General features: G+C 47.0%; 15 protein-coding genes and 1 pseudogene. 7 read left to right on the top strand and 9 right to left on the bottom strand.

Features of this window, described 5'->3' with window-relative positions:
* The 4 genes and pseudogenes from ACYVGR_RS22975 (at position 1) to ACYVGR_RS22960 (ending at position 4,153) form a co-directional block, all read left to right on the top strand.
* Positions 1–2,385 (top strand): FG-GAP repeat domain-containing protein, encoded by a 2,385-nt coding sequence (locus tag ACYVGR_RS22975; protein WP_460961101.1) that lies wholly within the window; start codon positions 1–3, stop codon positions 2,383–2,385.
* Positions 2,386–2,897: 512 nt separating this feature from the next.
* Positions 2,898–3,131, top strand: a pseudogene (locus ACYVGR_RS22970) (transposase); the annotation flags it as partial.
* Positions 3,132–3,208: 77 nt separating this feature from the next.
* Positions 3,209–3,571 (top strand): transposase, encoded by a 363-nt coding sequence (locus ACYVGR_RS22965; protein ID WP_460961099.1) that lies wholly within the window; start codon positions 3,209–3,211, stop codon positions 3,569–3,571.
* Between the two features lie 378 nt (positions 3,572–3,949).
* Entirely contained in the window at positions 3,950–4,153 is a 204-nt protein-coding gene (locus tag ACYVGR_RS22960; protein WP_460961097.1) for a LuxR C-terminal-related transcriptional regulator, read from the top strand.
* Between the two features lie 587 nt (positions 4,154–4,740).
* On the opposite strand, the gene ACYVGR_RS22955 is transcribed toward ACYVGR_RS22960, so the two are convergent.
* Positions 4,741–5,196 carry a response regulator gene (locus ACYVGR_RS22955; protein WP_460961095.1) on the bottom strand — a complete coding sequence of 152 codons (456 nt, stop codon included), beginning with the start codon at positions 5,194–5,196 and terminating at the stop codon, positions 4,741–4,743.
* A 451-nt stretch (positions 5,197–5,647) separates the two neighbouring features.
* On the opposite strand from ACYVGR_RS22955, the gene ACYVGR_RS22950 reads away from it, so the two are divergent.
* Positions 5,648–5,986, top strand: coding sequence for a PadR family transcriptional regulator (locus ACYVGR_RS22950; protein ID WP_460961093.1), 339 nt, complete (start codon positions 5,648–5,650; stop codon positions 5,984–5,986).
* Positions 5,974–8,655 carry an FtsX-like permease family protein gene (locus ACYVGR_RS22945; RefSeq protein ID WP_460961091.1) on the top strand — a complete coding sequence of 894 codons (2,682 nt, stop codon included), beginning with the start codon at positions 5,974–5,976 and terminating at the stop codon, positions 8,653–8,655. Before ACYVGR_RS22950 ends, ACYVGR_RS22945 begins: the two co-directional genes overlap by 13 nt.
* Positions 8,656–8,819: 164 nt before the next feature.
* On the opposite strand, the gene ACYVGR_RS22940 is transcribed toward ACYVGR_RS22945, so the two are convergent.
* From ACYVGR_RS22940 to ACYVGR_RS22925, 4 genes are read right to left on the bottom strand one after another with little or no spacing between them, the layout of a single operon-like run.
* Positions 8,820–9,161, bottom strand: coding sequence for an L-rhamnose mutarotase (locus ACYVGR_RS22940; protein ID WP_460961089.1), 342 nt, complete (start codon positions 9,159–9,161; stop codon positions 8,820–8,822).
* A gap of 25 nt (positions 9,162–9,186) precedes the next feature.
* Positions 9,187–10,023: a TIM barrel protein gene (locus ACYVGR_RS22935; RefSeq protein ID WP_460961087.1), complete on the bottom strand. Its 837-nt coding sequence runs from the start codon at positions 10,021–10,023 to the stop codon at positions 9,187–9,189.
* Positions 10,023–11,060, bottom strand: a complete 1,038-nt coding sequence (locus ACYVGR_RS22930; RefSeq protein WP_460961085.1) for a zinc-binding alcohol dehydrogenase family protein — start codon at positions 11,058–11,060, stop codon at positions 10,023–10,025. The genes ACYVGR_RS22935 and ACYVGR_RS22930 overlap by 1 nt, the downstream gene beginning before the upstream one ends.
* A complete protein-coding gene (locus ACYVGR_RS22925) occupies positions 11,053–12,009 on the bottom strand; it encodes an aldo/keto reductase (protein WP_460961083.1) in 957 nt (318 codons plus the stop codon). Before ACYVGR_RS22925 ends, ACYVGR_RS22930 begins: the two co-directional genes overlap by 8 nt.
* 1,088 nt (positions 12,010–13,097) lie before the next feature.
* Here ACYVGR_RS22925 and ACYVGR_RS22920 point away from each other — a divergent pair.
* Positions 13,098–14,258, top strand: a complete 1,161-nt coding sequence (locus tag ACYVGR_RS22920) for a glycosyltransferase family 4 protein (RefSeq protein WP_460961081.1) — start codon at positions 13,098–13,100, stop codon at positions 14,256–14,258.
* Positions 14,259–14,377: 119 nt separating this feature from the next.
* Here the strand turns inward: ACYVGR_RS22920 and ACYVGR_RS22915 are convergent, their stop codons facing one another.
* From ACYVGR_RS22915 to ACYVGR_RS22900, 4 genes are all read right to left on the bottom strand, one after another.
* Entirely contained in the window at positions 14,378–16,081 is a 1,704-nt protein-coding gene (locus tag ACYVGR_RS22915; RefSeq protein WP_460961079.1) for an IPT/TIG domain-containing protein, read from the bottom strand.
* Positions 16,082–16,196: 115 nt separating this feature from the next.
* Positions 16,197–17,420 carry a glycosyltransferase family 4 protein gene (locus tag ACYVGR_RS22910; protein WP_460961077.1) on the bottom strand — a complete coding sequence of 408 codons (1,224 nt, stop codon included), beginning with the start codon at positions 17,418–17,420 and terminating at the stop codon, positions 16,197–16,199.
* 27 nt (positions 17,421–17,447) lie between these two features.
* Positions 17,448–18,716 carry a glycosyltransferase family 4 protein gene (locus ACYVGR_RS22905; RefSeq protein WP_460961075.1) on the bottom strand — a complete coding sequence of 423 codons (1,269 nt, stop codon included), beginning with the start codon at positions 18,714–18,716 and terminating at the stop codon, positions 17,448–17,450.
* Positions 18,717–18,846: 130 nt separating this feature from the next.
* Positions 18,847–20,118 carry a glycosyltransferase family 4 protein gene (locus tag ACYVGR_RS22900; RefSeq protein WP_460961072.1) on the bottom strand — a complete coding sequence of 424 codons (1,272 nt, stop codon included), beginning with the start codon at positions 20,116–20,118 and terminating at the stop codon, positions 18,847–18,849.
* Position 20,119: the final 1 nt, after the last annotated feature.

The raw sequence follows: 20,119 nt of genomic DNA, 5'->3' as shown, positions 1-20,119 counted from the left end.
ATGAATAACTTCTACACACACCTTGCCTGTTGGTTTTTCCTAATGGGCTTAACTAATACTGCATCCGGCCAATGCTTTCAAAACACAGCCGATCCGACTACCTTCCAGCTATACGACACCAAAAAATCGCCCTCCGGCATTGTCCTAGCTGATTTTAATAACGACTCACGGGCCGATATGGCTACCGTTAGTCGGTTGGAAAACCTAGTGTCAATACGGTATGCAAACGCAGATGGTACATTTGAAGAGGCCATTTCATTTACGGTTTGCGCTTTACCCGTACCCATAATGGCCGCCGAACTAAATGGTGACGGCCGAATAGATTTAGTGATTGGTGGTCAGGAAGGTTCCGTAACGATCCTGCTTAATACAGCTACTGGCTTTACAGGTGCATCTAGCACATATACCGGTCTGATCAATATCACCAATATTGCCCTGGGCGATTTTAATGCAGACAACTCACTCGACCTGGCATTAGCCAGTGGTGGTCTTCCCAGTGGCTATCAAATCCTGACTAACGCAGGAGATGGTACCTTTTCGGCTTTACCCAGGCAGGCTCAGGCGAATGGTGTTGATTGGGTAACGGTCGGCGATTTTGATACGGATGGTCTCCCGGATTTGGCAACGATAAGCTACAGTATGGGAGTCGCAACCATTTTTCATAATGTAGGGAAAGGACAGTTTACCGCTATCAATAGCTTTTCGGTGACGTCAGGTCCCTCTGTCATAAATACAGAGGATTTTAATAAAGATAACCGACCCGACCTGATTGTAAGCTCATTTACCGGCAACTCGCTGGATATATTGCTCAACCAAGGAAACGGTCAGTTCAGTAGCCGTACCGAAACCAATGTATCTGCTCCCAAAGTTATTCGTGTTCAGGATGTTGATGGAGATACATACCCCGATCTGGTTATGGCTCATTTTGAGAATTTCACGGTATCGGTCTGGTTGAATGCTGGTGATGGAACCTTCAAGAAGGGCGTGTACTACGGAACAGGATACGATCCCGTGGATGTTTCTATAGGCGATATAAATGGCGACTCTCGACCTGACATTGCCGCTGTCAACCGGGAAAATAATACAGCGGCCGTACTGATCAACAAAGGACAAGGACTTTTTGGCCAGGCCTCCATTGTTCGAACACCCCAGCAAATTAGTACGTCTGTATCGGGAGATCTGAACAATGATAGTCGTCCGGATCTGGTCGTTATTGTCGATGAACCGACGGGCAGCAACAAGCTACTCTTCCTGTATACGAACCTTGGTAATTACACATTCAGTCAGCCCCTTTCACTTACGATGGGAGTTTATGTCAGTGATGTGACAATAGGCGATATGAACAATGATGGCTGGCAGGATATAGTAACTACGGATCGTTACTACAATTCGATTTCGGTGCTACTAAACGCAGGCAATAGCCAATTTCTTCCGCCTGTGCATTACAAAACGGGGGCAGGTGCCACCCAGCCATCGCCAGCCATTCTGGTTGATATAGATGGCGATGGGGATCTTGATGTTACAATGATCAACACCTTCAGCTACCCAAAGGTTGTCACTATTTTGATTAACTCAGGTAATGGTATACTGACACAATTTGATGCGATGACCGTTATTGGTTCTCAGATGATTGTAACGGACTTAAACAATGACAAAAAACCGGATATCGTTGTGCTATCATCGGTCAATCCACCAAGTGTACAGATTTTCTTTAATCAAGGGGGGGGGCAATTTTCGCCACCTGCTAGTTATACCATTGCTCGAGACGTTACGTCGGTCGTAAACAATGACCTAAACAATGATGGAAGTCAGGACCTTATTATTTCAACACCTTACTTTACGGCCCTAATGCTCAATAAGGGAAACGGCACCTTTGATTCGTTCCAGACCCTAATGAAAGATACGGTGGTTTATGCCTACAAAACTGCCGATGTGAATGGGGATGGTTTTCAGGATCTGGTTGGTTTAAAAGTAATAGACGAAGAGTACTATAAGTATCGGCTAATGGTGTATGTCAACTCAGGTGATGGGTATTTCAACCCACCAGTGAGTTACCCAATTGGTAGTTTTTGCCAGGTACTTGATGTACAAGATTTTGATAACGATGGTCGGCTTGATGTAGCCTCCCAATCTGTGGGCGGATATTGGATTTTTTATAATTGTACACCGTCCTCCGGTTATGGCTTCACCACAGTTAAACCCGGACTTTGGAACGACCCAACGGTCTGGTCGCATGGGCGAGTACCAGCCCCTACCGATTATGTACAGGTCAGGCACTCTGTCACTTTACCTACAAACTACCAGAGTCGAGTGACCCGCTTAGGTTTTGCAAGGGGTGGCCAGCTAATTTACCAGCCTCAAGCACAGCTCCAATTGATGAAGTGAGCTAAACCCCTAATCAATGACTAATTTTTCGCGGCATTATTATGGCAACAACCATTGAAGACTGTATACCCCAGAACCTTCGCTAGAAACTGATGCAGTCACCTACTCTATTGGTGTATGACGACACGGGTCGCTATTATCAGATTGTGAACGTCGTTGGCTCCATACCAAAACAAATCAAGTAGAAACCCGAGATTGGAATCAGGTCGCTCAAGGCACGCGAATGACTCAGCAATTCGCGGATTTTTTAAAAGAACTTGTGACGGATTCATCCCCCCACAGTACCAGTGATCTTGGCAGTCTTTATAGCGTTAATGGAAATCGGCTAACCCACCAATACAGACCCAGTTAAGTGAGTTTTCGACTTGGTCCCAGCGAGCCCATGCCAAACAGTGGCTTCGGACCGCCGATGCTGTTGTTTCTGGCTAACTTAGGGTCTCATCTCTCCCTGGATGAAACCAGCCTATCCCATAGCGAACTCTATACGATTCTGAACAATAAGGCGGCTAAAGGTGGCAAAGTCGGACCGCCGATGCGGAAGTATCGTGGTCATTGTAGTAGGAACTAAAGCCGATACAGCCATTGAAATCTTGGGTAAGTTGCCTGAACATCAGCGCAAAAAGGCAAAAGAGGTTACCTTGGACATGGCGGGTAATATTGCCTTGATTGCTAAAAAATATTTTCCCAAGGCTAATCAGGTGACCGATCGTTCCCATGCGCAACAATTGGCCTTACAAGTAGTCCAGGACCTGCGGATTGAGTACCGGTGGCAAACCCTGGAAGCTGAAAATGAATCCCTGGAGCAGATTAAGCTTAACCAGAGATGCTTTCCAATGGCGATACGGTCAAACAACTGCTGGCTCGTAGCCGCTATGTGCTCTATAAAAAGTCAACCGATTGGACCCCAAGCCAGCGTGAGCGGGCTACGCGGCTATTTGACCGCTACCCTGATTTGAAGACAGCCTATGAATTGAGTCAGTCCGTGAGCTACATCTTTGAAAACACGACTGACAAACTCTACGACTTAGCCCGCTTGGCCAAGTGGCATGAAAAAGTTCGGCAGGCTGGTTTTCAGACCTTCAACACGGTAGCCCGTTCCATCCAGAACCATTATATAACGATTCTCAACTACTTTGACAATCGCACCTACGAATGCCCCAGCGGAGTCCTTCAATGTCAAGATTAAAGCCTTTCGAAGTCCGTTTCGAGGGGTTCGAAAGGTGGAGTTCTTCTTATATCGACTGACTCAGTTATATGCTTAATCCAAGTTGATCCACAACTTTTGGAATTGATTCTTTATCCGTCAAGGGTCTACATGATGGCATTGAGGGCCGCATGCAGCAAATCATAGAAGTACTTCAAAAAAGCTAGCCATTTAGTCCTGATGATCGTAAGGCAGGACGGGTTACTGGTATAATTATTCTCACGAAAGGCTCATAAATGAGACGAGCAGATTTTATCTGTCCGTGAATAGGGCGGTTTAAGAAACAGATCTATTTTTCCTCGACTTCAAACGATTACCGTGATGTCAAAATCCTATATTCGAATAGTAAACCAGATTAACATGCATCACGATCTCTCTAAATTATCCAACCGACAGAAAGAAATTTTACGGTTACTAGCGGGCGACCTATCTATCGATGCCATTTCTAGGCGACTATCCTTAACTAGTCGTACTATTTCGGGCCATCAGCAATTAATCATAAAGCTATTTGGGCTCGACAATGAGGCTGAGTTAATTCAGTTAGCCAAGTCAGTATACCTTTAACTCCCTCCAACCATTTGGGGCTTTTTATGGCCACACCCAAAAAAGCTACCTCAACTAGCGTAGGCTACAACCGTCAACGCTAGTCGTTAAAAATAATAATCTCTTTAAAGGCTCCTGCTTGAGACGAAAGAACCTTTAGGCATCTGATTTAAGAAATAGAATACATAGCATGTTTTGTATAGTACTATGCTATTTATCTTAATTGGTAATTATAAAACTAAGTGTATTACAAAATTTACATCAACAGCTAGATGCTAACCTGTCCCTATACCTTCAGAAGTCTATTTACACGTTTCTTCGCGTATTGCTCTTTTACTTACTGAGTCACTGGACATCGAACAGAAAAGCAGGCTGCCATTGTAAAAGGGAAATTCTCTCAAAATCCTCCCAAGTGAGACGAGGCAGATTCTCATGCTCATAATTGGGGCTTTTCAGACGGCAATACTTCTCGTTATATTTTCCTAGAAAGTGCCATAGCAGGACTACCACAAGCTAGGACTTTTAGGAGTCTTAACCGGATTATAAAATAGCTTATTTATAACCCGGTTCTTCAACTACGAAATGAGGTACAGTTAGATAGATGCTGGCTATTGCAACAAAAAGCGAAAAGGGGGAAATTGAGTGGGAGGCAAAAGGTTAATCTCGTACCAATACGTTTTTAACATCTCAACATATTCTTTCCAGCCGCCCAAATCTGCTGGTTTAATAGTAAAGGCCGTTGCACCTGTTTGGTAGGCTTGTCGAACATGAGCTGGCGAATCCGAAACGGTCATCATGATAATAGGAACCTGGCCTTGAAAGTGAGTGCGTAGTTCAGGCAGCATGGTCAACCCATCGGTAGGTTGGTGGAGATTAATATCTAATAAGATAAGTTGGGGACGTTTACCGACAGTATCACTTAAATAATGAATGGTCTCCTTAGGGGATGTTGTACGCACAAAGGTGGCTTCAGGAAACAGCATATCGCCCAGCCGATGTAAAAGATCGAAAGTTGGTTGATCATCCTCAACCACAAGAATTTCAAATGTTTGGCTATCAACCATAGCTAGTCGTTGTTTTTTAGACGAGTATAGCAAAGTCTCATATGTTTTTTGGCTAACTAACTAATCTCGCTTTTGTTTGATGATGAACGAGTGGGATTAGTGATGTAGGTCAACCCGTTAGGGAAAGGCCGAGCAGACTGTTTGTTAGTTTGGAAAGTAATGCAGGGAATTATGGATAGCCAATGGCTTAGTACCCGTTTACTCACAGGATTATGATCTCACCAAGCGATATTTTTCCTGCCGACTTACGGTAGATTTTGATCAGACATGAATGGGAGGTTTGACAAACTATCAAACTATTGTCCGTTTCTATACGACACTTGTCCGTTTTTGGACAAGTTAGCACCAGTTAATTAGCTAAAAAAGCCCTTTTTAGGCATCCAAGCCTGGTTTGAAACTTTGGCTAAGTATTTGTACGACAAAGTCTATACTAATAATAGTTGCTTTGGTAATGAAACGAGCATTCTTAGGTGAATTGGAGGAAGTAGTCTTGCTGACGGTAGCCGCTTTGCAAGAACAGGCCTACTGTGCCTCAATTACCCAAACGATTGATCAGCAAATGGCCCGCAGTATAAGTTTCCCTACAGTCCACACTACCCTGCAACGACTGCAGGAGAAAGGCTTTGTCGCTTCTTATATGGGTGGCGCCACTACAGAGCGAGGAGGTCGTCAAAAACGCCTGTTTACCGTCACAGCGGCAGGTCAACGGGCATTGATCGAGTGTCGGCAAGTTCGGGCCCAATTGTGGGAGCAGATTCCAAGCCCAATTCTTCAGTTATGGGGCGCTTAACCAACAGCAAGGAACCCAATACCAGCCCGCCCAAATGGGCTGCCTGGCTACTGAGCCGATTTAGTCCACCTGGTCTGGAAGACGAACTACAAGGCGATCTGCTAGAAATGTACGCTTATTGGGTGAAGACCAAAGGCCTCTCAAAGGCTCGTTGGTACTATGCGCTGGCAGTCCTGCGGTTAATTCGGCCGTTGGCTACTAAACGAATGAGCCAAGCCTCTAACAAGTCTGAGTATCATAACACCTATACTTTTCAACCTGCCATGATTCGGAACTATCTACTAATTGCCTGGCGTAATCTGAGCAAAAACCAGGCTTACGCTTTTATTAATGTCTCTGGGTTGGCGCTCGCCATGGGTTGTGCGCTGCTGATTTTCGCCCTGGTTCGCTACCATTATCAAACCGACCACCACCATCATAATTTTAACCGGATCTATCAATTTACCTCCCGCTTTTCCTCGCCCACCGGTGATCTCAATATTCAGGGCGTCCCGTATCCATTGGGACAGGCTATTCGCACCAATTATCCTGATATTGACCAAGTGGCCATGCTGGATGAGTGGTACGCACCCTTGGTTGCTGTGCCCGTTCCCAACGGAGTCGATAAGAAAATTAAGGACAGCGACTACAAGGGGGCCTTTGTTGAACCGGCTTATTTCCGCATTTTCGACTATACCTGGTTATCGGGAGGGCCTGATGACCTCGACCAACCAGGCACCGTCGTCATGAGCGCTGAGATGGCTCGCAAATGCTTTGGCAGGATAACTGGCGTTGTGGGCCGGGTCGTTCGGCTAGACGCCCGGATGCCCGCTCGCGTTGTGGGAGTGTTCGCTGACTACCGAGATAATACAGATCTGGCTTATTCAATCATGGCTTCCTGGAAATCGCTTAAGGGACAACTCGGCGCTCTTCCTGAAGACCAACCCTTTGACAACACGAATGGCAGTACGCACTGTTTTGCCCTGTTCAACGACCGTTTCACCGTTACCGACTGGAATCGGCAGCTTTTGTCGTTTGTTAAAAAGTACAATCCCAAACAAATCAAAGAGACATCCTACCCTATTAGGGCGTTCAGCACAATGCACCTATCGCCCGAGTATGGAGGGATAAGCCGGGGATTGTTGCTATCGCTGGTGTTTATTGGCCTGTCGCTGATTGGTACGGCCAGTATCAATTTTGTGAACCTAGCTACCGCTCAAGCGCTCAACCGAGTCCGCGAAGTAGGGATTCGTAAAGTATTGGGCAGTACCAAAACGCAGCTGTTCTGGCAATTCATGGGCGAAACAACCTTCATTGTCCTGCTCGCCCTAGTGCTGGCGGGTGGCGTATTCCAGTATGGACAAATACTGGTTCATCGCTTCCTGCATGGCCCATTTCGGTTTACGTTTTATTTTTCACCTTCGGTTATCGGGTGGGTAGCTCTGGTGGTCGTAATGGTCATTCTGCTAGCGGGTCTATATCCTGCATTGGTCGTAGCCGGATTCCGTCCCGTGATCGCCTTAGCCGGGCGTCTCACCACCCAGCAGGTGGGCGGATTCTCCCTCCGGCGGGGACTAGTGACCAGCCAGTTCGCTATTTCTCAACTACTGCTCATCGGGTTGATCGTCGTGGCAAATCAACTCAGCTATGTTCAGACGAAGGATCTGGGCTTTCGAAAGTCGGCTATCCTGACGGTGAATCTGCCCAATACGCCCGCGCAGGATCTGGCTAAACTGAGCACGTTCCGTAAGCTGGCTACCGCCTTGCCTGATGTCGGCCAATTCAGCTATTCCATGAGTGGGCCTCCCCAGTCAGGCTCAACCAGCCAAACCCGGGTTCGTTTCGACACGCGTCCCCAAACAGAGCCCTATACACCCCAGCAGACTTGGATTGATGCGGATTATGTGAGTTTGTATGGTCTAAAATTAATAGCCGGACGCAATGTGCAACCTTCCGACACGGCCCGTGAAGCGCTTATTAACGAGACATTCCTGCATCGGCTGGGCTTCAGCCGACCAGCGGAGGTATTGGGTAAATACTTGCACAAAGAAGGCTTTGCTCCACTTGCGATTGTCGGAGTATTAAGGGATTACAATCAGCTGGATCTCCGACAAGGCGTAACTCCGTTGTTTATGACTACGTTAGCAAGTGGATTCTATTCGGCTAATATTCAACTTAGCTCGCCCAACTACAGCCGGGCACTGAGTCAGGTAGAGCAGGCTTATAACCAAGTTTATCCGGATAGCTTTTTCGAGTCAGAATTTGTGGAGCAGCAACTCCAGAAAGCCTATCAACAAGAACAGACCATGGGCAGTCTGATCAACTTTTTCACTGGGATTGCCTTGTTAATAGGCAGTATGGGTTTGTACGGTCTGGTCCTGTTCATGGTGGTGCAACGCCGGAAGGAGGTTGGCGTGCGTAAAGTCTTAGGAGCTAGTGTAGGCAGTATTCTATGGCTGTTCAGCCAGGAGTTTGTGCGATTGATCGGTATCGCTTTTTTACTGGCTGCACCCGTAGGCTGGTGGGTGATGACTAACTGGTTGGCCAATTTTACGTACAAGATTTCCCTGAATCCGTTCATGTTTCTACTGTCGCTGTTGGCCACGATAGCCGTTGTGCTACTAACGGTGAGTTTCCAGAGCGTGAAAGCCGCCCAAATGAATCCAGTAAAATCTTTACGGAGCGAATAGACGTTGAAAAGGGGCTAGCAAGCCAATTTATCTGATTGGTGAGTCAAGCAACTGGTAAACAAAACCTTCACTGCTTTTGAAGTTATTAAACCGCTCTTGACCAGAGCGGTTTATCGTGATAACCTTATTTCATAAGTGTGTTATGCTACCAGTCAATTAGTTGCTTATTTTTCAAACTGAAAAATCTGATCCATCAGCACCCATTTTTCGCCAGCTTTGGCCCAGGGTAGCGGTTGCTGAAACGTCCACATCAGCCGTTCCCATTCCTGCACATGCGGGTTATTGGCATCCATTTCCTTTTTCTTTTCAAAAGTGAATTGGTCGTCCGTTTCCAGAATCATAAACATCCGGTTACCAGTTCGGTAAATCTGAAGATCCAGAATTCCCGCGTTCAGATCGTTGGCTCGCACTTCTGGCCAGCCAGTTCCTTTGGCGTGCCAGCGTTCATAGTCGGCAATTAATTCAGGGTCATCTTTGAGGTCGAGAGCCAGACAAAATCGCTGCATAAAGCTTGAGAGTAAGTTGTATTTACTAGGTAGAAAATGGGCCAAAGTAGGTTTGAAACGACCGGATGGTTTGTTGAGCCGCCTGGTCAGGGTCTGGATAAGGAAACGCTTCGGCTGAAATATAACCGGAATACCCAATTTCCCGAAGGGCTGCCGCCACCGCATCCATTGACGTATGTCCCAGACCAATCGGTCGCCGGTTGCTATCGGCGAAGTGAACATGACCAATATACGAACCCGCTGCGCGGATACTATTGGCCAACGAAGCCTCTTCGATATTCATATGAAACAGATCCGCCAACACCACCACCTGTTTGGTACCCAGTGAGCGAATGAAGTCAACCCCGGCCTGGAGGTTATTGATCAGGTTAGTTTCGTAGCGGTTCAGGGGTTCGTAGATCAAGGGAACGCCTAGTTTTTGGGCCACTTGATCCAGGGTAGTTAACCCATCAGCCAGCCAACGTAATGCCTGTGCTTTTTCGATGCCCGGCGCTACGTTTCCCTGCATGGAACCAATAATGGCAGGAGCACCGACGGTTGCCCCAAAAGACATCATGTCCGCAATGAACGCGACGGCTTTGGCCCGGATCTGCGGATCGGGGTCCGTCAATGTGAGCCCATGCAGTACTTTCCCGGCACCAGTTCCTACAGCCGCTACGGTGAGGCCAAATCGACGGGTCAGTTCAAGTAACCAACTGGAACTGACCGCGTCGGCAGATGGCGTAAATAACTCAATGGCATCGAAACCCAGCGCGGCTGCTTTCGCCATACTGGTTTCCAGATCATCCCAATAAATCCAGGGACCGGTTTTGATGTCAGGAACCAGCGCGATGGTAACACAGGATTTCATTACAGATTTCATCAATTCGCGGAGGTATCAAAATCGACCATAATTTTTGTAATCGGACCAGGGTTCTCCGACCAGTCAGCCAGCGCAGCCCCGGCTTTATCCAGCGACACAACCCGGCTAATAACCGCGTCTACCGGGAATTTGCCCTTTTCCAGGTAATCGATCACTTCCGGGAATTCACCCAGACAATTGCGGGACCCTAGTATTTCAATCTCTTTCCGAACGAATGTCCCCGTATTGTAATCGACCGGTTTTTTGGCATATCCAATGTACACCACCCGTCCTGTATAAGCCACCTCATCGACGGCGGCCCGGTATGTAGCCGGATTTCCGACGGCTTCGATCACTACGTCAGGACCGTCTCCGTTGGTGATGCTCATCAGGGCCTCGTGTAGATCAACTTGTGTGGTATTGATGGTATGGGCAGCCCCGGCCAGTTTCGCTGTGCGCATCTTGGCCTCGTCGATGTCAATCGCGATCACCTCCGCCCCCCGATGAACCGCACCCGCTACAGCCCCCATGCCCACAATCCCGCAACCGATCACCGCTATTTTTTCACCCGTAGCCACTCTACCCCGGCTGACGGCGTGAAAACCGACCGTCAGCGGCTCGACCAGGGCCAATTCCCGAGCGGATAAAAGGGCCGAACTGTGCAGCTTTTGCCAGGGAACGCTGATCAGTTGGGTCATCGCACCGGGTCGGCGAACGCCCATGGTTTTGTTATCCTGACAGGCGTTCGGCCGACCTTTTCGGCAGGAAAGACAAACGCCACAATTCAGATACGGATTTAATGTAACATGCATACCCGGCTGGAACTGGCTCGGCACCCGACTACCCATTTCCAGGACCGTAGCGCCCACTTCGTGGCCTAGTACATTCGGGTATTCCTGTAATTCAAACAGCCCCCGGAATCCGTTGAGATCCCCCCCGCAGAATCCAACCTTATTGACCTGTAGCAGGACGTCCTCCGGGCCAGGTGTGGGTATGTCGATGTCGCGTATTTCCGTTTTTCCGGGCTCTACCAGCACCAGCGCAGGTTGCTTATTCATGTTGACTATTCGATTTATGAATATTATTCTCTGGTTTTCCCTCAAACCACATCTGATTTTTCACCGGAGCGACGAGCGTTTCGATACGCTGAAGTAATTCATCGGGAATCTGAATCTGAAGCGCCCGCAGGTTCTGCTCAACCTGCCGCTGCTCCGACATACCCACAATGGTGGTCGCAATCACCGGATGCTGTACGGCATAGTTCAATGCTACGTCGCTCAGCGCCAGCCCGTATTCGTTACACAAGGCGACTAATTTGGGCTGTATGTCTTTCACGGCCTGGGGGGAACTTTGCCAGGGGGGAATTGGTGCATCGGACAGAATTCGCTGCATCAGGGGAGCGGCATTCATCAGCCCAAAGCCTTTTTCGAGCGAAAGAGGCACCAGTTCGTCATTGATTTCATCTTCCAGCAAGGTATAGTGGCCCCAGGATAGAACCGTATCGACGTCCACCTGCCGGGCAATCTGGGCCAGATACCGTACCGGCAATCCCGAAAAACCGATATACCGGGCTTTACCCATCTCTTTGACCTTAAGAGCGGCCGGAATAGCCTCGGTCAACACCTGTTGCCGATCACCAAACTCGATGTCGTGGACAGTCAGTAGGTCTACATAATCCACCTGTAACCGCTCCAGCGACTCGTCGATGCTTTGCAGCACCCGCTCGTAGGAAAAATCGAAGACTCCGTTTCCATATCGGCAACATTTGGTGGCCACAAAAACGGAATCTCGTTTATACTTCAGCGCTTTCCCTAACCGCGTTTCGGCCAGCGTATCGCCGTAAAACGGGGCTACGTCAAAGAAATTAATGCCCTGATCGATGGCAGTGTGTACCGCACGGATACTTTCCGTTTCGGATACTTCATTAAAAACATTTCCCAGCGGAGATGCGCCAAAGCTCAATAGTGATACGTTGAGGTCGGTCTTCCCTAATTGGTGATACTGCATTGATTATTTTTTATTAACAAAATTGTTAGTAGCAGCCAGCGCACTTGTTAACAAATAAGAAACTAGCTCAATGACTCTCCCGCTACGCTACCAGCAAATACGCTAAACTTGAATTTCTACTAGTCAGAGGCCTTAAATGAACCTTGGATCGCCAATCAGAAGGGACACGAATAACCGTTATTCAGGGTCAGCCTAAATCGGAATGCTGCACGGCGCTCTTGGAGGAGCCGCCCAGTACTTTTCCTAATCTATCGCTTTCTAATTGAGCTTCTCCAAGCTCGCGCTATAGCCTTTTGATCTGTGCTGTTCGTCATTGAGTGCCGTATTAGTAGATAAAGGTCGCTCGTTTTTTTATGGTGCTGTCTCCATTTTCGGCACGTCGGGGCGGGCCATTTCTCTAAAGGCTTCGTCAAAAACACGCCTTTTCTTCATAGGTACTTTCAGTTTGCCCCAAATGTGCTTAAAATCTGTCTCCAATCAAATGTAGCAACTCCATTTTCGCCTTTCTAGGCCTTACTGCTCAACAGGACATAAGCGGTTACTTTGGAGATACGCCATTCAAATTTGCGGGTACATTTTTTCTATCATAGAAAATCTGAAATAATTTAGAAAACGTATAATATTGATCAATACGGCTCCCTCATTTACCTCACGCTTAGATAACTTAAGTAGTTCACTGAAAATACATTAGGTTATTTTTTGTCATCCTGAGGAACGAGGGATCTTCGGAGGCAGGATAAGAGGTCTTCTCCGAAGATCCCTCGTTCCTCGGGATGACAAAAACGACCCTCTCGCATACTATAAACTATTTATGCTTGAGTACTTATCAAAAAACACGCTTGGCTTTGAGATGTATATGTGTAAAAAATTACTTACGTATACTCTTAAAATGGTTATTTTTAGTCTTGTCTTCGGTATCTGGATGGTAGCCGGGATAGTTAATTTGACTAATTAGTGCGTGGGTATATCGTTTTTACCAGCTAAGCGAAAGTCCTGTAAATACCTGATAAATGCGGATTAACCAGACGCATTACCTATTTGTTATCCATTAAGTGTTATCAGTTCCACTATCCCCATTTTCAACCCTAATGAATGTATTAATCGCTACTTATCTAATATCATCTTCTCCTTCAGGGGTTGTCACTTCCTACCAAACATTAGCCAACGATCTGAAGGAAGCCGGTATGGACGTTCAGATTGTAGATTCATCACATACACCTGTTGTCTGGCGTAAAGGCTTAGGTATCATGAAGCGTATTGCACGACTACTGGGTGGCACTTGTCAAGCTGCATACGAAGAATTTGCCTATTTTACAGGCGTATATCTGTCTACCCGTAAATTTCGCCAAACCAATTTTGATCTTATTCATGCCCAGGACGCCCGGTCGGGGGTGGCTGCCTGGCTGGCTCTTAGCAAACAAGTACCTGTGGTGCTGAGCTGCCATTTCAATGACGACCCCGTAACAGAGTTAGTCCTTCGGTTTTCACTAAAACCCTGGGCTATAGCTCGCCTTACGAACTGGTATAGGTATCTGTTATCAAAAATAAAGAACTACGTATTTAGCTCAGAGTACGCCTATATAAAATCAAAACACCTTTTACCAACCACTATCAATAAGCTAATTCTCTACAACGCGGTAAACTTAAAAGCTACATCTGCTCAATTAACCCGACTTCCCTCCGACCAGTTTAGGATTAGCAATGTTGGCTACGTCGACGAACGAAAAAACCAACAACTACTACTTCAGATTGGACACGAACTTCAGAATCGGGGCATCGTTAATTTTACGATCTGGCTCATCGGCGATGGTCCGAAACGCGTTGACTATGAACAATTAGCGGTATCGCTGGGCCTTTCTGGACAAGTGCATTTTTATGGGCAGTATGATGCTCCCTGGAAACTGGTAGCGCAATCGGACCTATATGTGCATACATCCCTAAATGATAATTGTCCCTATTCCATCATAGAAGCGTTAGCCGTGAAAACACCAGTTCTCGCACTGCCTGTGGGTGGAATTCCCGAGATGTTACCTCAGGACTTTGGACTACTTCGCGGTTCCGACGTTAGCACACTAACCGATGAGATTATTCACTATTTCGACCCTAAAAATCGTGCCCGGCTGACTCAGGAACAATCTATCTTTGCCGACCAACGATTCAATCACCAAATTAATCTAAAGAAGTTATTTGCTTTTTATAGGCATATAACGGCTAATCCTCTTATTCTACACCACAACATAACGAATTGATAGTAAACACAGAAAAAAGCAAGTCGTCTCAAAATGAGACGACTTGACCAATTGCCACATATCACCTTATTGCACTGGTTCACTACTTTGCCGATTGATCAATGCTAAGTGATCGACTGTTAACGGTCATAATCTTTATTTTGAGGGTCAACGTTTGTCCAGCCTGAAATCCAGTTATCTGAACCAAACGCTCCGCGGTAGGCAACCTGGGTGAAGAACGAGTTAGTTAATTTTCCTCCCGATGTTCCTGATCCTAATAGAGGGGAAAGCGCCTGCGGTAAGAAATTAGGGGCAGTAAGGCTGAAATTAGCTCCGTTTATCAACAGCGATGCCAGATCAGATGCCTGAACAATCTGATTACTTCGCCCGGCTGTCGTGAAATACGCAGAAGCCTGATCGGTAGAAATGCCCCCCGTACCTGCTATAGGCGTTAACACATTAGCCAGTACAACTCCTTTTAAATCAATAGTACCACTTGTCAGGCCAGTTCCAGATCCGTTGAGCGTTACCCCTACTGGATACCCATACACAACGGAGTTATAAATACTAATGGCACTGTTTCGACGCAGATAAATACCCGACTGATAGGCTCCCGTGCCTTTTGCCGTATTGGTTGTTATAGGCGTTGTATTAAACGCGAAATTGCTCATGTTGGCAAATACTGGAGCAGCCTGGGTCAGTCCGTTAACCAGAGTCACAGCTGTAACATCCGTAGTTTCTGTGGGTGAGTAGTTCTCTACCTCAAACCCGTTGGAGCCAGACTGATCGGCCACATCTGGGTCGCGAAGAGCAACGCCAAACTGCACATTGCCTACATACCCCCAGTCTACACTCCAGTCGTCATCGAAGCTGCGGTAGGCGAACAGGTTTTTTAAGTTTACCGAACCACCAAACCACGAAAAACCATCGCCCCCACTATACGAGATCTGAACATGATCGATAGTGGTACCCGAACCTACTCCAAGCAACGAGAGTCCGCTGAGTCTGGTTACGGGCGTTGTTGGCTGGGTAGCTCCGGCATATTCAATACGCACGTATTGTAGGGTGCCGGAGTTATCTAACGGCTCACCATAGGTTTCAACTGTTCCCCGAACGCCATTTGGAACAGGCGTTGTACCAATCTGATTAACAGGCGCTTTTCCAATCAGAACAATACCACCCCAATCGCCATAACTACGTTGACCAACAGCTTTGGCCGAAGTAAATACGATGGGTTGAGACGCTGTTCCCTGAGCAATTACTTTACCTCTTCGTTCAACAATCAGGGCACCGGCATGATTCGTGCCGGTGGGGTCTCGCTCAGGTCCAGCCCCCCTGATTACCGTTCCAGCCTCGATAGTCAGCGTATAGTCGGCTGGAATATATACCAGCCCCCGCAACAAATAAATCGTGTCCTTTTTCCAGCTCAGATTGGCAAATGTGGTTCCCGACACTTCTTTGACCGGTTTAAGTGCAGGAATAGCAACCGTAAACGTGGTTGAAGCCTGGGCAGTCTGTCCGTTAGCCGTTACCGAAATAGGGCCACTTGTGGCACCAGCGGGTATAACAACGACCAGGCGCGTATCGGTAGCCGAAACTACGGTAGCCACTACGCCACCAATTACAATGGTATTACTACCAGGGGTGGTATTGAAGTTTGTTCCGTTGATGGCAATGGTGCTGCCAACCGGCGCAGTAGCCGGATCGATACTAGTTATGGTTGTTGTGGGAGTTGGCTTTACAACCGGCGCAGGATCATCCGGGCTTTTCTTACAGGCAACAATAACCACAGCCAAGCCCAACAGGAGCAGTAGACTGGAAATCAAGTGTTTGACAGTTGGCATACGTTAATTGGTTTTAACGGTTATTGATATAGTAATAAGCAGGGAAGAACCTGCATTTCAGATGCGACTGCCCGTACTAACTGGCTTGGGGTGGTTGTATCGATTTCGTTATAGATTACCCGATCAACTTTAAATCAGATTGCTCAATTTGTTCTGATTTTCCTATACACCGCTCGTAGAGAGCGATGTATTTATCAGCCACTCGTTGAATTTGAAATCGCGTTTTTATGATCTGAGTAGCTCTGGTCGATAGCTTTTCATAGAGTGCGGGATCCGACAGGAGATTATCTACAGCATCACTAATTGCAACAATGTTTGTTACATCAACCAGCATACCTCCATCTTCGACCACCCAGGGCACGGCTCCACTGTTTTTTCCGGCCACAACTGGAACGCCATAACTCATCGCTTCGGCCAGTACCATTCCAAATGATTCTTCGAGTGATGCGTGGAGCAGGATTGTACTCTGTCCCACTTTCTCCAGGACTTTAGCCTGATGCGTATGACCAAAAAGCACAACGTTTTGAATCTGATGTTCGCGACAAAAAGCGGCCGCCTGTGCCTCTGGATCAAAGGCCGTTCCAAATCCCCAAAGAATAGCTTTAGGATGACGCTGCTGAATGGCTTTAAACGCTAATAGAGCCGTTTTACAGTTCTTACGTTCATCCCAACCATTGACAACCATGCTGATAATAGGTGCATTAGGTATGGCTGATCCCAATTGTTTCGATGGGATAATCACTGGATTGGGTACAACGGCTACTGGTAGTTTTACCCACTTTTGCACCGATTCAGCCATATAAGGTGATACGGCCGTGAACCAACGTCCTTTCTGGAAAACATAACGCGCTAAAAGAAGCATAAAGAAACGCTCCAGTGTTGGCACGTACTTGTAAATGATTTGGGCATTATCATGTACCGTTATAAGCGCATTGGGCGTATAAGTGAGTGCTGCCAAGGCAAATTCATAGGTCCAGTGTGCATGAACAACATCGGGCTTATATTTCTTCAACACCTTTAGAATTCTGCTGCGCTCATATTGATAAAAATCGATAGTGCGCCCAAGTCTCCAGCCATTGGGCCGAAACGTACGTTTACGTCCTGGTATAACAACATACGTTAGCTGACCATCATCATAGACAAACGGGGGTTCATCATCATCCAGTTGAGCATCGGTCGTAATGGCCAGCACTTTATAGCCGCGCGCCAGATACTCATGAATGAGATTACTGATCAGCGGAGCCCACCCTTGACCTTTTGGATAGGTACCCAACTGTTGCCTGACCGATTCCGAGAGCAGATCGTTGGTGGCAATAGCGCCTAAAACTCCAATATACATGGCTGAAGTTGAGTTAAAAGAGGAAGATTAATTCGCTATCTGACTAACAGCAAGCGCCAAACCAAGCCCTTGATTAGTCATTGACTTATAATAGGTCTGAACAATATGGTTCACCTTAGTTTCCCAGTTCTGTTGTTGGGCAAACCGGAAAGCATTCAACCCCATACTGGTTCGTTTAGCTTCATTATGGTACATCCACTCGATCGCCTTAGCTAGATCGGTAGCCACCATTTCCGGTTCAGTAACCGGCACACGTATACCCGTCGATGAACTAACAAGTTCGGCCTGTCCATGCAAATCGAGGGTTACAACGGGTAATGAATAGGCCATTGCCTCCATCAATTGAGCAGGGCCCGTATCGCGTAGGCTGGTAAACAGAAAGACATTCGCTTTTCGGTAATAGTCTTTCACCTGTTCATAGCTTACGTTGCCAACCCAGGTGACTCGATCTGCCAAATTGTAGGTAGCGATGTATTCAGGTACATATTTACCCATTTCGCCATCGCCTACAACAGTCAGGTGAATAGGTAGTTGTGGATTCACTTTACTCAAGCCATGCAGCGAAAGTTCAAGGGCTTTACGAGGCATTAATCGACCGACCCAAACGAGTTGTAATGTTTCCTGATAGGGACGAAAAATAGGCTCCGACGGAATAAATGACCGGCCAACTCCGCCAAATTCTTTCACAACGGCTTTTTCTCTACCCAATGCCTTAACCCGCCTGCGTGTGTCCTCATTCCAAACCAGCACATAGGTTGCCAAACGAACCGACTGATAGCACCCAGGATTGAAGCGGAGCATAAGATTACCCATCCAGGTTCGCATTTGCTCCTTCAGCCAATATTGTTTAAAATACCGACGCATTGTTTTAGGAGCTACCTGCCCCCCACCTACGGGTCCATAGATAAATGGAAGCTTTAGTTTGTATAAAAAGCTTCCCATTTGAAGGCTCGTGTAACTCACATGATGTACTAAATCGAACTGGTGTGTTTTAGTAAGCTTCAGAGCAACCTGTAATGTAGACCACTGCCAGTAGAGATAATGAAAAAATAACCCGAGCATTCCCCAAGAGTATACCTTATCAATCCAGCGGGGTAATGTGACGTAAACGATTGTTAGGTTAGGGTGTGGTATCTGTTCTAGTTTTCGCTCAATTTCGGCTTTTCCGACGTCGCGGGTTAGGCACCAGACCTGATAGCCCTGTTGGCTGACTATGGATGAATAATGCCATCCATTGCCCTCTTCAGATCCTCGATCAGGAATGCAGGCATAGGCAGAGATTAATACTTTTTTCATAACGGGAGAGAGATAATTTATCGATTGTACGCAGGATTAATTACATAAGCTTATAGTTCTTATAGTTATGGATAGTTTCTTGGTCAATAGTCTTATTCAAATTGGGTACTAATTCAATTTATATATGGGTCTAATTAATTCCTTTTATGGCTATTGGTTCGGCAACGTTAGCCCCTAATAGAGGTGCATAGAGTTCATCAATGAATCGCCGGATTTTGGTTTCCCAGATCTGCGTTTGGGCAAAGGCATAACCTGACTGACCCATTCTTAAGCGCTCGTTCGGATGAGCGTACATCCATTCGACTGCCCGTGCCAAATCTGATACAACCTGATCTTCATTTGTTACAGGCACTCGTAAACCGGTTTCGTCACTCACTAATTCAGCCTGGCCGTGTAAGTTCAGCGTAACAATCGGTAGTGAGTAAGCCATAGCCTCCAACAATTGGTGTGGACATGAATCGCGCAGACTCGTAAAAAAGAAGACGTCTGACTGTTCGTAGAAATCCTTCACCTCCTGATAGGATACATGTCCAGCCCAGTGTATCCGGTCTTTAACACCATAGCGTTCGATATATTGAGGCACGTGATCAACCATTTCCCCTTTGCCTCCAACAATGGTTAGCATAACCGGTATAGCTGGATCAACTTGTCCCAGCGCCTGAATCGTTAACTCAAGTGCTTTACGTGGAAGTAGCCGGCCCGTCCAGAGTAGTTTCAGCGTGTTACCAGGATATCGCTCAATGGGTTTTTCGGGTAAAAACGACGGACTCAGTCCAGCGTCCCAAATTCGATCGATAGACCGGTTAGGCCGTAGTTTCTGAGCTAGTTTATAGGTATCTTCATTGGTTACCACCAGCCGATTGGCAGTAGCCACTGATCTATAGAAGCCAGGATTGGTGTATTGCAAAAACGTACTGACCCAGTCGCGCATCCATTCTCGCGTCCAGTAAGCGCCGAAGTATCGCTTGAACGCTTTAGGCGCGTGCTGGCCGCCACCTACGGGCCCGAATACAAACGGCTTTCGGAGCTTGTACATAAAACTACCCAGTTGAATACTGCCGTAGGTTACGTGATGAACCAGATCGAAGTTGTAGACTTTATTCAATCGTCGGGCTACCTTTAGGGCGCTCCACTGCCAGTAGATATAGTGGAAGTACATGCCAATCAGGTTAGAGTTGCAGAATTTGTCAACCCAATCGGGCACGATTACGTAATGAACTGTCAGATTCGGGTATTGCCCATTGGCCAGAATTTCCCCAATAGATGCTTTTCCATCTTTTTTGGTTAAACAATGTACCTCAAGACCATTCAAGCTCAGTGTAGTAGCATACGTCCAGCCTGTCCCCTCTTCAGAGCCATGATTGGGCAGGCAGGCATAAGCAGATAGTAATACTTTTTTCATG

The sequence above is a fragment of the Spirosoma litoris genome (assembly GCF_054776755.1).
Note: the sequence above shows the minus strand (reverse complement) of the source record. Positions and strands in the feature narration are given on the sequence as shown.